The sequence below is a fragment of the Lujinxingia litoralis genome (assembly GCF_003260125.1).
Classification (GTDB): domain Bacteria; phylum Myxococcota_A; class Bradymonadia; order Bradymonadales; family Bradymonadaceae; genus Lujinxingia; species Lujinxingia litoralis.
Genome location: NZ_QHKO01000002.1, coordinates 410,218 through 423,104 on the forward strand (window position 1 = coordinate 410,218; position 12,887 = coordinate 423,104).

General features: G+C 61.8%; 10 protein-coding genes. 1 reads left to right on the top strand and 9 read right to left on the bottom strand.

The genetic code is table 11. From position 1 onward, the window contains the following. Nucleotides 1-66: 66 nt before the first annotated feature. The 5 genes from DL240_RS06330 to lepA all read right to left on the bottom strand — a co-directional run bounded on the left by DL240_RS06330 (nucleotide 67) and on the right by lepA (nucleotide 7,400). Nucleotides 67-2,238, bottom strand: a complete 2,172-nt coding sequence (locus DL240_RS06330) for a protein phosphatase 2C domain-containing protein (protein ID WP_111729026.1) — start codon at nucleotides 2,236-2,238, stop codon at nucleotides 67-69. 115 nt (nucleotides 2,239-2,353) lie between these two features. Beyond that, nucleotides 2,354-3,553: a glutamine-hydrolyzing carbamoyl-phosphate synthase small subunit gene (gene carA, locus DL240_RS06335; protein WP_158542394.1), complete on the bottom strand. Its 1,200-nt coding sequence runs from the start codon at nucleotides 3,551-3,553 to the stop codon at nucleotides 2,354-2,356. A gap of 10 nt (nucleotides 3,554-3,563) precedes the next feature. Beyond that, nucleotides 3,564-4,505, bottom strand: coding sequence for an aspartate carbamoyltransferase catalytic subunit (locus DL240_RS06340; protein ID WP_158542395.1), 942 nt, complete (start codon nucleotides 4,503-4,505; stop codon nucleotides 3,564-3,566). A gap of 63 nt (nucleotides 4,506-4,568) precedes the next feature. Beyond that, nucleotides 4,569-5,561 (bottom strand): signal peptidase I, encoded by a 993-nt coding sequence (gene lepB / locus DL240_RS06345; RefSeq protein ID WP_199589757.1) that lies wholly within the window; start codon nucleotides 5,559-5,561, stop codon nucleotides 4,569-4,571. Nucleotides 5,562-5,582: 21 nt separating this feature from the next. Then, the gene (lepA, locus tag DL240_RS06350) at nucleotides 5,583-7,400 is read right to left on the bottom strand and encodes a translation elongation factor 4 (protein WP_111729029.1); all 1,818 of its coding nucleotides are present in this window, start codon (nucleotides 7,398-7,400) and stop codon (nucleotides 5,583-5,585) included. Between the two features lie 273 nt (nucleotides 7,401-7,673). Here lepA and DL240_RS06355 point away from each other — a divergent pair, with 273 nt between their 5' ends. After that, entirely contained in the window at nucleotides 7,674-8,285 is a 612-nt protein-coding gene (locus tag DL240_RS06355; RefSeq protein ID WP_111729030.1) for a hypothetical protein, read from the top strand. A 90-nt stretch (nucleotides 8,286-8,375) separates the two neighbouring features. Here DL240_RS06355 and DL240_RS06360 read toward each other — a convergent pair whose 3' ends face one another. The 4 genes from DL240_RS06360 to DL240_RS06375 all read right to left on the bottom strand — a co-directional run bounded on the left by DL240_RS06360 (nucleotide 8,376) and on the right by DL240_RS06375 (nucleotide 12,762). Then, on the bottom strand, nucleotides 8,376-9,281 hold the full coding sequence (locus DL240_RS06360) for a tRNA threonylcarbamoyladenosine dehydratase (protein WP_199589758.1): 906 nt from the start codon (nucleotides 9,279-9,281) through the stop codon (nucleotides 8,376-8,378). Between the two features lie 100 nt (nucleotides 9,282-9,381). Next, nucleotides 9,382-10,182, bottom strand: a complete 801-nt coding sequence (locus DL240_RS06365) for a TatD family hydrolase (protein WP_111729031.1) — start codon at nucleotides 10,180-10,182, stop codon at nucleotides 9,382-9,384. Between the two features lie 23 nt (nucleotides 10,183-10,205). Continuing rightward, entirely contained in the window at nucleotides 10,206-10,949 is a 744-nt protein-coding gene (locus DL240_RS06370; RefSeq protein WP_111729032.1) for a hypothetical protein, read from the bottom strand. A 154-nt stretch (nucleotides 10,950-11,103) separates the two neighbouring features. Further along, nucleotides 11,104-12,762: an Hsp70 family protein gene (locus DL240_RS06375; RefSeq protein WP_111729033.1), complete on the bottom strand. Its 1,659-nt coding sequence runs from the start codon at nucleotides 12,760-12,762 to the stop codon at nucleotides 11,104-11,106. Nucleotides 12,763-12,887: the final 125 nt, after the last annotated feature.

The following is a 12,887-nucleotide window of genomic DNA, read 5'->3' on the forward strand; positions in this document are numbered from 1 at the left end:
AGGTCGCGTGCAATGCGCGCGACCTACAAAACAAAGGGCCTGCCGAAGCAGCAACCCCGGGGCAACCTAGACCTCATCATCGTCAACCAACCCCATGAGCTCTGGCGAGATCATGATCTTGGCCTCTTCCCCAACCTCCGGAGCACGAGGTTGGTGCGTGCTGCGAACTTCCGACTCACCTGCCATCGCCCCGCGACCGACACTACTCTCGTCCGACACATTCGCCCCGTCCTCCTGTGACAACCCGGCGGGGGTGCGAGTCTTCATGCGCTGTCGCAAGCGCTCCTTGAGGTCCAAGCTCGACTCAGCTCGGAGCGAGCGCAGGCGCGCCAGGTCAGCATCGAGATCGACTGTTTTGGCAACATCCTCATCGACGTTGCGTTCGCCCTCAACGCTGCCAGCTGCTCCGGAAAAGGACGAGGCCATTGAGGCCATAACCCCTTCGCGAGAGAGCGGACGCTCGAACTGCACCGTGGCTCGCAGGTCTTCATCAGCCCCGGCCGCCGCCGCTCTCCCAAAGCTCACCGAAGCGCCAGATGGCGGTTCAGGATCCGAATCATCGTAGGCATCGTCGATACTGCCAAAGGTCCAATCGCCAGCATCCGACGCGTCGGAGTTGGAGTCCCCGATCTGAGACGTGGCATTGTCCCAGGGATTGAGCGTTGTATCGCCATCAAAATCATCGCGGAAAGCGTCCAGGCGCAGCGTCGGCCGGTGCGCAAACGCCCGCTCATCGCCATCCGCCTCCATCTCACTCTCGCTCAACGCGTCGGAGGATGCCGGCGGCCAGTCCATCTGCGGCGAGGAGGCAGACTCCAACCCGTCGCGCCCTGCGTCCTGCGTCGTGACATCATCCTCGACAGCCGACTCGGAATCCTGCCCGCCCACACTGGCCTCGAAGTTCGCCGATTCGGCGAGGAAACGTTCCTCAATGCGCCGGATATCCTCAGTAAAGACCAGCGAGCCGGAGGGAGGCGTAAAATCTGCCGAGGCATCCGGGTCCTCCCGCCAGTCGTCAGGACTGAAACGATACTCCGCCGGCACCGACTGAAGACGATCCGCAAATACCTGCACGAAGTTCCAGAGCAGCTTGATCGCCAGCCCCGGATCACTGCGCAGAATCCCCATAAACTCATCCCGCGCAATCGAGAAGAGTGTGGTCGGCTCCAGCGAGCGCACCAGCAAACGGTTATCGTTATCATCCTGCGCATCGATCAGCGCCATCTCGCCAAAATGCTCCCCGGTCGTCAGGACGCTGACCCGCTTCCCATCCAGATGCAGCGACACCGACCCTTTGAGGATCACAAAGAGACAATGTGCCACACTCACCGGAGAGGTCACCTCCTGGTCGGGCTCAAATTCTACGACCTTGCCCAGGCGCCAGATATGCTCCAGCTCCTGCCCCGAGAGGTAATGAAAGTACGAGGTGGCTCGAACCAATTCTAGCGCCTGATCCGGCTGATTAGCCTGCGCGTCAACGGCATCGACGACAATCACGGTGATATTATCTTTCCCGCCGCTTTCATTGGCGAAATCGATGCACCGCGTAATGATCTCCTGCAGGTCATCACCGGAGGTCATATCAAGGACGTCGATCTCTTCTTCGAAATAACCGCTCAACCCGTCGGAACACATCATCATGCGATCACCCCGGTCGATGCCAAATTCAAAAGCATCCACCTCCACGAACTCACGCACCCCCACCGCCCGCGTCACCGCGTTATTATGCGGGAAGTCGCGCTCGCGGGTATCTGCGGGGAGCTTTCCCTGGCGGATCATCTCATTGAGCAGAGAGTGATCCGTCGTAACCTGCTCCACCTCCCCTTGCCGTACCCGATAGAGACGCGAATCGCCGACATGCCCCACAAAGCCGTGCGCACCGCTGATCAGCAGCGCCGTACATGTAGTCCCCATGCCCCGGCGACTGGTGTCCTGTTGAGCCATTTCAAAGATGCGAGCGCAGGCTGCCTGAACCGCCTGACGTAGCAGGTCGACCACGGCCTGTTGCACCTGAGGGTCCTCGGGGGCCTCCTGCACGTGGGTGATCAACTCGCCGGCTCCGGCAATCACCTCGCGCACGGTGCGCACGCACACCGCGCTGGCAACCTCCCCGGCGGCATGCCCGCCCATGCCATCGCACACAACAAAGAGCTGCAGGCGCTTGTCGACCAGGAAGTTATCTTCATTATGGTCGCGGACGCGCCCGGTGTCCGTGGCGGCCCAAAACCGCAAGTCCATGGTAGCTCCTCAATAGTGTCGCACGAGGCGAAAGATCGGGCGCATCATAACCCATCTTTGGCGAATCATCATCTTGCGGCCGGGGCTTTTTTATCCCCGGAGATAGCAACCATGCTCAAGCGCGCGCCGCGTAATGCTCGTCAATGGCTAACGCAAAGCGGTCAAAGAAGCTCGTAGCGTCGTTGGGGCCGGGACCAGCCTCCGGATGGTACTGCACCGCGTGAATGGGCAGGGTGCGGTGCGCAAACCCCGAGATCGTGTGATCGTTGAGGTTGACGTGGGTCACCTCCAGCTCATCCGGGAATCCTTCGCGACGCACGGCATATCCGTGGTTCTGGCTGGTCATCGCCACGGTTTTATCGCGCTGATCCTGCACCGGCTGATTGGGGCCGCGATGACCAAAAGCCAGCTTGAAGGTCTGGCCACCAAAGGCCTTGGCCAGAAGCTGGTGTCCCAGGCAGATCCCCATCGTCGGGAAGCGCTCGCTGATGGCACGCACCTGCGCGATGAAGGGCTCCATCTTATCTGGATCCCCGGGGCCGTTGGACCAGAGCACCCCGTCCGGGTCGAGAGCCTCCACCGCGCTCAAATCGGCATCACGGGGCATTAAGGTTACGCGAATGCCCCGCGCCACCAGATGCCGAAGAATGCTGAACTTCACACCGAAATCCATCACCACCACATGCGTGCCCTCCCCGGGCGCCATCGCCTGCTCCAGGGGAGTTAAACGGAGGGGGTGCTCCCAGGCGTTATCACCGTCCACACTGACATGCAGTGCGCGAGTCGTCGCGACTTCACTTACGAAATCAACACTTCCGTAGTCGGGATGCGCGGCGAGCAGCTTCAGCGCCGCCGGAGCATCTTCGCGCGTGGCGTCGTGCACGATGATCCCAAGCCCCACGCCGCCGTCGCGCAGCTTCCGGGTGAGCTCACGAGTATCGACCTCGCAGATTCCGACCACGCCGTGGGCCACCAGCCACTCCTCAAAACTCTGCTCGGCGCGATGATTGCTCGCCAGGCGAGCCAGCGAACGCACCACGACCCCGGCAGCCTGAAACTCCACCGACTCATCGTCAACCGAGTTGACCCCGTAGTTCCCCATATGAGGCATGGTGTAGGTGACGATCTGTCCGCGATACGAGGGATCGGTGGCGATCTCCTGATATCCGGACATGCTGGTGTTGAAGACCACCTCTCCCAGGGTCGAGCCGCCGGCACCGGCACTCAGCCCCTCGAAACAGCTGCCATCTTCAAATACGAGAATCGCCGGGCTGCGCCCCGACAGTGACTTTAACCTGGGTCGCGATTGACTCAACTGCTGCTCCTCACGCGCGTTCCTCGCGCGGTCCAAAGTATGCCGCAATCACCGCCTGGCGCACGGCCACCCCGTGGGTTACCTGGCGCCAGATCAGACTCTGCGGGCTATCGATCACCGGATCGGAGAGTTCCACGCCCCGGATCACCGGACCCGGGTGTAAGATCACCGTCAACGGGGACATATACTGTTCAATGACCGACTGGTCGATACCCCAATCCGATGCATAGCGATGAGGATCCACCACCGAGCCACGCAAACGCTCCTGCTGAATTCGCAGAACGACCACCGCATCCGCCCAACGCAGGGCCTCCTTGCGGGAGGTAGTCACACGCGCCGGCCACGCGTCCAGCTGTGCTTCGGTGGGCAAAAGCATCCTGGGCCCGGCCAGCAAGACATCGGCGCCCAGTGCCGAAAAGATATGCGCATCACTGCGAGCGACTCGACTGTGAACGATATCACCCACGATGGCGATCTTCAGCCCGCTGAGCCCCTCCCCACTGTTAAAATGACGTCGCAGTGTGAGCGCATCCAACAACCCCTGGGTCGGATGCTCACCACTGCCATTGCCGGCATTGATGACCGGTAAGTTCATCCGCTCGCTCAACACATGGGGAAGATGGCGGTCATGATGGCGGACCACCAGTCCATCGACGCCCATCGCCGCGACCGTCTTACAGGTATCGGCCGCCGACTCTCCTTTCTGAAGGCTACTCCCCTGGCCGCTGATCGTCACCGAACGCCCCCCGAGGCGCTGAATCGCCAGATCGAAGCTCGTTCGGGTGCGGGTACTGGGCTCCAAAAACAAAAGCGCGAACGTCTGTTCGCGCAAAAGTTCTCGGTCCTCCGCCGGTGTGATCACCTGGCCGTCCTCGCTCAGATAACGCTCCGAAGCATCTAATAGCGCGATCATGCGCTGTCTCGACAACTCCTGCAGTCCGATCAGGTTCATCATCGCTCCGGATTCTGAGAGCAGACCCGGCCCGGCCGCTCGTTCTTCTCGGGTTATCGCTCCCTATTCAATAGGCATCCCGAAACGATCCCAGCGAATGCCGGGCTCTCCGGTTTGACCATCTTCCAGCGAGAGCCAGATGATCATCGCTCGCCCCTTGATATTATCCAGCGGGACCTGTCCCCAGCAGCGGCTGTCGGCAGAATTGTCGCGATTGTCGCCCATGGCAAAAAAGTGCCCTTCGGCTACCGTGACAGGCCCAAAATCATGGCCCTCGTCGTAGCCAGGCGGACTATCCTCGCGAATCTGGTGAGTCGCCTCCCCCAGAGTCTCCAGGTAGTAGTACGCCGTACGACCGGATCGATCCGGCGCCGGACCGCGGCGAATGGGAGTGCGACTCATCGGCTCCCCGTTGACCAGCAGCTGCCCCCCTCGCCCCTCCACCACGTCTCCAGGCAACCCGACGATGCGCTTGATGAAGTCTTTCTCATCAAAGTTCAAAATGCACTCAACGGCCTTCTCGCCATTGGCCGCAGCCTCTTCCCGCTTCTGGCGCACATGCTCCCGCGCCTCATCGGAGGGGAAGCGAAACACCACCACTTCTCCGCGCTGGGGCTCGGCAAAACGCATCAAAAACGTGGTCGTAAAGGGAACCCGAATGCCGTAACGAATCTTGTTGACGAAGAGGTGGTCGCCTTTGAGAAGCGTCGGCTCCATTGAGCCGCTGGGGATCTTAAACGCCTCAAAGAAAAAGGCCCGCAACACCAAAGCGCACAAGATCGCCAGCCCCACCGTCTCGGCGTACTCCTGCCAGGCAGGCTTGACCGAGATACCGGCCAGATACTCCTCGGCAAGCGAGCGTACCGTCTCGCATACTTCCTCAACGTAGGCGCTGTCCTCACGCTTGATTCCCTGGCGCAGAGCATTGAGCTCTTCCTGGAGGCGGTAGCGCACCTCGTCGGGAAGCTTGCGCGCACGGTCCAGACGCAGCTGCGTCTCTCGCACCAGCTCCTGCGCCTCTTCCAACGTCTGCGCTTTATTGTTTTGATCGGACACCGCCACTTACCTCACGCTGGTTCAATCTTCGTCGACTCGCAGCACCGCCAGGAAGGCCTCCTGAGGCAGCTCCACGTTGCCGACCTGCTTCATGCGCTTTTTGCCCTCTTTCTGCTTTTCCAGGAGCTTGCGCTTGCGGCTGATATCACCGCCGTAACACTTGGCCGTGACATTCTTGCGGAAGGCTTTCACCGTCTCGCGAGCAATAACACGGTTACCGATTGCGGCCTGCAACGCCACCTCAAACATCTGACGCGGGATCACCTCCCGCAGCTTCTTGGCCAGCATTCGGCCACGATTGTAGGCGAAATCGCGATGGACAATCACGCTGAGCGCATCGACCGGCTCGCCATTGACCAGCATATCGAGCTTGACCATATCCCCGCGCTTAAAGCCGATGACCTCGTACTCAAAGCTGGCGTAACCACGGGACACCGACTTCAGCCGATCGAAGAAGTCAAAGACAACCTCGTTCATCGGCATTTCGTATTTCAGAATAATACGATTGGTCCCCGAATAGCGCAGATCGAGCTGAGTGCCTCGCCGCTCTTCGCACAACCCGATCACTGGCCCGACGTGCTCCGGGGGCACATGAATCGTGGCGTTGATCACCGGCTCTTCAATCCGATCGATAAACTGCGTCTCGGGAAGGTCACTGGGGTTCTCCACCATCAACTCTTCGCCATCGGTGGTCAGAACCCGGTACACGACCGAGGGGGCCGTGGTGATCAGATCGAGATCAAACTCCCGCTCCAGACGCTCCTGGATGATCTCCATGTGCAAGAGCCCCAGAAACCCGCAACGGAACCCAAATCCCAGCGCCTGACTGGTCTCGGGCTCGTAGCTGATCGAGGCATCGTTAAGCACCAGCTTATCGAGCGCGTCACGAAGCTCTTCGTAATCTTTGGAGTTCGTCGGGAAGATCCCACAGAACACCGTGGGCTTCACGTCTTTAAATCCGGGCAATGCCTCGGCCGCCGGGCGCCGCGCATCGGTAATGGTATCGCCGACCTTGGCCTGATCGACCTCTTTGATCATCGCGATCACAAACCCGACCTCTCCCGGCCCCAGCTTGTCGACCGGCATGGGCGTGGGTCCGTAAACCCCGATCTGAGTCACTTCACTCTTGGCCCCGGACGCCATCCACTTGATCTCCATGCCCGGGCGCAGCTCGCCTTCGACAATTCGGATCATATTGATGACGCCGCGGTAGGGATCGAACCAGCTATCAAACACCAACGCCTGCAGCGGCGCCTGCGGATCGCCGGCCGGGGGAGGCACCTGCTGGACGATCGCCTCCAGCGTCTCTTTGATGCCGATGCCGTTTTTCGCACTGGCCAGGACCGCCTCACTGGCATCGAGTCCGATGACATCTTCGATCTCATCTTTGACCCGGTCCACGTCGGCCGCGGGAAGATCGATCTTATTGAGAACGGGCACGATCTCCAGGTCCGAGTCGATGGCCAGGTACACATTGGCCACCGTCTGAGCCTCCACCCCTTGCGCCGCGTCGACCACCAGAATCGCGCCCTCGCAGCACGCCAGACTTCGAGAAACCTCGTAGTTGAAGTCCACATGGCCCGGGGTATCGATGAGGTTCAGTAGATACTCCTCCCCATCTTCCGCGGTATAAAACAGACGCACCGCCTGGCTTTTGATCGTGATTCCCCGCTCGCGCTCCAGATCCATATTGTCGAGGAACTGAGCCTTCTTCTCACGATCGCTTACCGCCTTGGTCTCCGAGAGAATGCAGTCGGCCAGGGTCGACTTACCATGGTCGATATGCGCGATGATCGAGAAGTTGCGGATTTTAGACTGGTCGACGGAACGCTTCGCCATAGACGCTATTGGCCTTTTTCAAAAGTGACGCCGCTCAAACCGATACACGGCCCGGGGCCTTCCCGGCTGCAGCCGGGCTACCGTCGTCCCACCACGGGCATAGACGGCTCCCGGCGCGCTTCATAACCTAGCGGCCCCTATCAGGCAAGGTCACCCGCGCGGGCTCAGAGCCCGGGGGTTAACTTTGACACCGCAGCGCTAACCTTCCATGCTGGCCCCCTGCCATACTGGCCCAACCGGGCGCGCTGAACCCCTGGTGATGAGAACGCCATCATGATGACTTTTATGCTCCACCGCCTCCCTCGCCCCCTGGCCCCTCTTCTCTTCCTGGCCCTCCTGGGAGCCTGTGGCTCCGATGACAGCGCCAAGCGCGACGCCAATTCGCTGGAGAACCCTCAGTTCTCGCGCTCCCGCAACGCCGAGGGGCAAATCGTCGAACACTACGACTCCACCGGCGATGGCGAGCCCGATGTGCTTAAATATTATGAGGAAAGCGCCGACGCCGACGATCCCTCCCTGACTCGCCGCCGGATGGTGAAACTGGAGATCGACGCCAACGGCGATGGCAGCGTCAACGTCCGCCGGGTCTACGATGAGTACAATAACGTGCGCACCGAAGAGCTCGACGTCGACCTCGACGGCAGCATCGACTCCATCCTCTACTATGACGGGGGCAAGCTCACCCGCAAAGAGCTCATCGACGCCGAGAGCGGACGCGTGAGCACCACCCGCCACTATGCCGAGGGCACGCTCCTGCGCGTGGAGAAGGACCAGAACGCCGACGACCGTATCGACTACTGGGAGTTCTACGAGGAAGGCATCCTCACCCGGGTCGGCCGCGACACCACCGGAGACGGCCAGGCGGACACCTGGCAGGCCCGTTAAGCCCGCCGCTAGTTCCCAGCAAGAACGAAAAAGCCCCCCGGAGAGCATCCGGGGGGCTTTTTCTTTACCTTCGGCTGGGCCGCTTCGTACTTACTCGGCGGCAGCCTCGCCGGCGACCTGCGCGCAGAGCTCACGCACGACCACCGAGGCGGCCATCATCCCGAAGGTCCCCGTAACAAAACTCACGGTCCCCTCGATCAGATTGCGGTGGTCACAGGAGTGAAGCTCGTTGCCTTTGGTCGGACAGATGCATCGGAACCCGGCGGTGCCATCATAACTGAGCGACTGAGGCTGATGGCGCACTTCACTGCTGTACACCGTCGGGATACCCACGCGACCCTTTCCTTTCATGACCCCGTTCTGACGCAAGATCTTGCGCACCGCCCGAGCCAGGGGATCGCCCTTGGTGCGTGCCAGATCGTCGATCTCGATTTTTGTCGGATCGGCCTTACCGGCCGCGCCCATGCACGAGACCACCTCGATCCCCTGCTCCAGGCACGAGGTCAGCAAATGCACCTTGGCGCTGACATTATCGATGGCATCTACTACAAAATCGGGCCGCTGACCCAAAAACGACTCACTGGTCGCTTCGTGATAGAACGCCCGCCTCCCAATCACGGTGCCCTCCGGATTGATCAGCGCGCATCGCTCGGCCATCAGGTCGGCCTTCCATTTTCCAAACGTCCCCTTCATCGCGTGAAGCTGGCGGTTGGTATTGGTGCCGCAGACCCGGTCAAAATCAACCAGGGTGAGCTTGCCCACGCCCGTGCGCGCCAGACTTTCCGCGGTGAAGCTCCCCACGCCCCCCAGTCCGAACACCATCACATGCGCGCCGTACAGCCGCGCCATCGCATCTTCGCCGAGCAATCGGCCGGCCCGATCCCAGCGCCGATGCAGACTCCATGACTTCATCGGGCGTCCCTCAAAGACCACCGTGCCGGCGTCATCCGGGCGGTCTTGCTCTTCCACGGTCAACCCATCGATTGGACAGCTCATCGTCTCGTCTCACAACTTGGGGGTTAATACGGTTTGCGGCGAGCCTCCCGGGCTGCCGACGCGCAAAAATGTTACGATGAAAACCTGGCCGGCTCAACGTTTATGCGCTCCCAAGCCGGCCTTCACCGAGCTTAAAAAGCTCACGCGTATTGCGGGCGCAACGCCGGGCAAGCGTCTCCGGCGCGAGCCCGAGCGCCTCGGCAACCGCACGCACGATGTGGACCACGTCGGCCGGTTCGGTGAACGCCCGATCCGAATCCGCCATCACCAGGCCATCCGGGCTGTCGGTCTCCAGATGCAGCCGATCCAGTGGGACCTGTCCGACCACCGCACGCAACTTCTCGGGATTGCGAATCAACCGCGAGCCCACCGAGATATCGAGGCCATGCATCAAAAAGAGCGGCACCTGTCGGGAGGAGCCACTGTAGGCATGCATGATCCCGCCCGAGGGGCACCCGCCACGCTGGCGAAGCAGCGCATGCAGGGTGCTGTGGCAACGCACCGCGTGCAGCACGACCGGCAATGCGTGCACATTCGCCAAATCCAGCAGCGCTTCCAGCACGCGCTGCTGCTCGGCCCGGGCGTCGGCGTCGGTTGCCCGGACAAAGTCCAACCCACATTCGCCTACCGCCGCCCACTCTGACTTACGGAGCGCCTCCCCAATCTGCTGAAGCTCCCGCCCGATCGCCTGCTCATCCATCCCGGCAAGCGCCCAGGGGTGCAATCCGACACAGATCGCGACGCCGGGAGTCTTGCCCAGTTCGGCGAGCATCCCTCGCCGAGCTCCGTCGTAGTCGGCGATCACGAGAGCCTCCACACCGACGTCCGCAGCGCGACAAATCACCGCCTCGCGCTCCCCGTCAAAGGCCTCGAACTGCAGATGACAGTGTGCGTCGATCATCGCCGACCTCTCATTCACCGGGCTTAGCTCTCGCCATGCTCAAAGGAACTGACAAAGCTCTCAAACCCGTCGGCCTTCGCGTCGATCAAGGCCTTCGGCCCGACCATGCGAAAGAAGAAGAGTCCCTGCGAGGTTTCGGCGATCGCCCCGAGCATACGCTGCGCATCGCGAGGGCCCTGACCGGCCATCGCCATCCCGGCGTCATAGGTCCCGGAAGCATCCACGGTATGGACCTTGACCCCGTTCACCTCCCGTTCGCCAAAGGTCGCCGGGGACTCGCCATTAAACTGACCCGCCCAGCGCTTCAGGTTGGCCTCCACCCCCCCACCTCCACCGGGACCGAAGTAGAACACCACCAGTTCGGCCGGCTCCTGACCGGCCTCTCCGGGGATCTGATACTGCGCCTGACGCATGGCATTGGTCGGCACCTGAGCCTGCCACTCCTGCGGGGTTTGCCAGCGAATCGGGCCCACCGTGCCGTACTCCTGTGGGGACATCCGCGGGACCTGGGGGGCCGGCACGCCACCGATCATATCGGCGCCCTGACCGGCCTGTTCTCCGAGAGGGGGATGCCCGGGCGGCAATTCGGTGCCTTCGACCGGACCAAGCCCACCTGAGCGCTCTTCCTGCTCGCCCTGCGGGCTCGACGCCGCCGGCGCCGAGGCCGAAGCGCTCACCGAAGGCGCGTTTTCAAAGGGATCATCCTCACACCCCACCAACCCCAGCGTCATGGCCAGAGCCAGCGAGCCCATCGTCAACTTCTTCATCTCACTCACCGCCTGTTGAGTCTCTTAATATCCAGAGCGCTGCCGGCGCCATCCGGCACCCTACCCTCGGACGACGACACGCAGCGCGCGCTCGGCGCGCCAACCCATAACACCGCCTCGCGCATTCCCCAACCCCCGGATCCTCACTGCGGGCTCACATCAGAAGGTGGCTGGCGTTGTAGTCTTGAACCTGGGAGTCTCCGCTGATCGACAAGCGCGCAAACTGGTTGACGCCAGTGCGCATATCGGTCGCCCGCACGCTGAGCATCCCGTTGGTATCCACCTCAAAGGTCACCTCGATCTGCACCTCTTCGCGAGGCCCCGGCGGGATATCCGTCAACTCCAGAACGCCCAGCTGCTGGTTATCCTCGATCCGGCGGCTGTTGCCGGAGTAGATCGGCAACACCACCCGGGTCTGATCATCCCGTGACGTCGAAAAATAACGCGAGCGCTCCAGCGGCAGCTGCCCGTTGCGCTCGATAATGATGTCCATCACCCCGCCCACCGTCGCCACCCCCAGCGCGTGGGGGGTCACATCGATAAGCAGCGGACCGGCCGGAGCCTGGTTCTCGGGCTCGATCTCCTCCAGCCACGACTCATCAAGCTCTTCGATGCCCTGCTCAAACCCTGCGACCGCCGGAATGGCCGGAATCGGAGCCGGCGCCGCCTGCTCCTGCACCATCGACGCCCCGAACACCGCGGCCCCCACCGCCACAACTTCGTCGGGGTCGATTCCGTGCACCGGCTCTCGCTGAAAGAACTCCCGCGCGCTGCGCTGAACCAGAGGCACCCGGGTACTACCGCCGACGAGCACGAGGTGTTCGATCTCCGCGCGCTGCAGCCCGGCCGAGCGCAGCGCGTCTTCGCAGGTCGTCAGGCTCTGGTCCACGATGTCCGCGCAACGCTTCTCGAAGTTGTCCCGAGTCAGCGAAAAGTCGAGTTCCAACTCGGTCACCGTGCCCGGAATCGTCTCCCGAATCATCATGCGCACGGCATCCTGGTGAGTCAGCCCCTTTTTGATCTCCTCGGCGTACACCCGCAGCCGCTGGTGCACGAGTTCATCACCGGAGAGGTCGACATGATGCTGACGCTCAAAGGCGTTCAGAATGGCGCTGACCAGGCGGTAGTCGAAATCATCTCCTCCCAGATAGCTGTTACCCGCCGTGGAGAGCACCTCAAAGACGTTGCCCCGCAGCTCCAGGAGCGTCACATCGAAGGTGCCACCCCCAAAATCGTAGATCGCCACGCGCTCACGCTTATCGCTGCCGTAACCGTAGGCCAGCGCCGCCGCGGTTGGCTCATTGATCAGCCGCAGTACTTCCAGACCGGCCATCTCCCCGGCGCGCTTGGTCGCGCGGCGCTGCGCCTCATCGAAGTTCGCTGGCACCGTGATCACCGCCCGGGTCACCGGCTCCCCCAGATAGTCGCGGGCCAGGCCGCACAGATAATGCAAAACCCGCGCCCCGATCCCCTCCGGTGGATGCAGCTGCTGCTGAACCTGAATACGGGGGGTATTATCCTCGGCCGGCACCACCGGAAAGGGGAAGTGCCCCATCAACATCTTGATCTCAGGGCTGTCAAAGGGTCGCCCCATCAGACGCTTGGCGCTGAACACCGTGTTCATCGGGTCGCTCAAGCGGTAGGGCCGCGCATCGTTACCCACCAGCGACTCTCCCCCGGGCATCAGATGCACAATAGAGGGATGAACCCGGCGCCCTTGCGCATCGGGAATCACGATCGCCTCGCCCTCGAGCACTACTGAGATCACCGAGTTGGAGGTTCCCAGATCGATTCCCGCGACAATCTCCGACATGTGCAGCTCCTCAACGCTGATTCGGGTGCGACGTCTCACAACGCCGGCTATCCACTAATATGGGTCTTTATGCTGAACACCGCCGCGCCACCTCTTCTCCGGCACGTCTCTCGCCAGCAAGGGCG

Excerpts from the sequence above, each read along its gene's own strand:
- DL240_RS06330 (WP_111729026.1), bottom strand. The coding sequence starts at position 2,238 with ATGGACTTGCGGTTTTGGGCCGCCACGGACACCGGGCGCGTCCGCGAC.
- DL240_RS06340 (WP_158542395.1), bottom strand. The coding sequence starts at position 4,505 with ATGAACCTGATCGGACTGCAGGAGTTGTCGAGACAGCGCATGATCGCG.
- lepA (WP_111729029.1), bottom strand. The coding sequence starts at position 7,400 with ATGGCGAAGCGTTCCGTCGACCAGTCTAAAATCCGCAACTTCTCGATC.
- DL240_RS06355 (WP_111729030.1), top strand. The coding sequence starts at position 7,674 with ATGATGACTTTTATGCTCCACCGCCTCCCTCGCCCCCTGGCCCCTCTT.
- DL240_RS06360 (WP_199589758.1), bottom strand. The coding sequence starts at position 9,281 with ATGAGCTGTCCAATCGATGGGTTGACCGTGGAAGAGCAAGACCGCCCG.
- DL240_RS06365 (WP_111729031.1), bottom strand. The coding sequence starts at position 10,182 with ATGATCGACGCACACTGTCATCTGCAGTTCGAGGCCTTTGACGGGGAG.
- DL240_RS06370 (WP_111729032.1), bottom strand. The coding sequence starts at position 10,949 with ATGAAGAAGTTGACGATGGGCTCGCTGGCTCTGGCCATGACGCTGGGG.
- DL240_RS06375 (WP_111729033.1), bottom strand. The coding sequence starts at position 12,762 with ATGTCGGAGATTGTCGCGGGAATCGATCTGGGAACCTCCAACTCGGTG.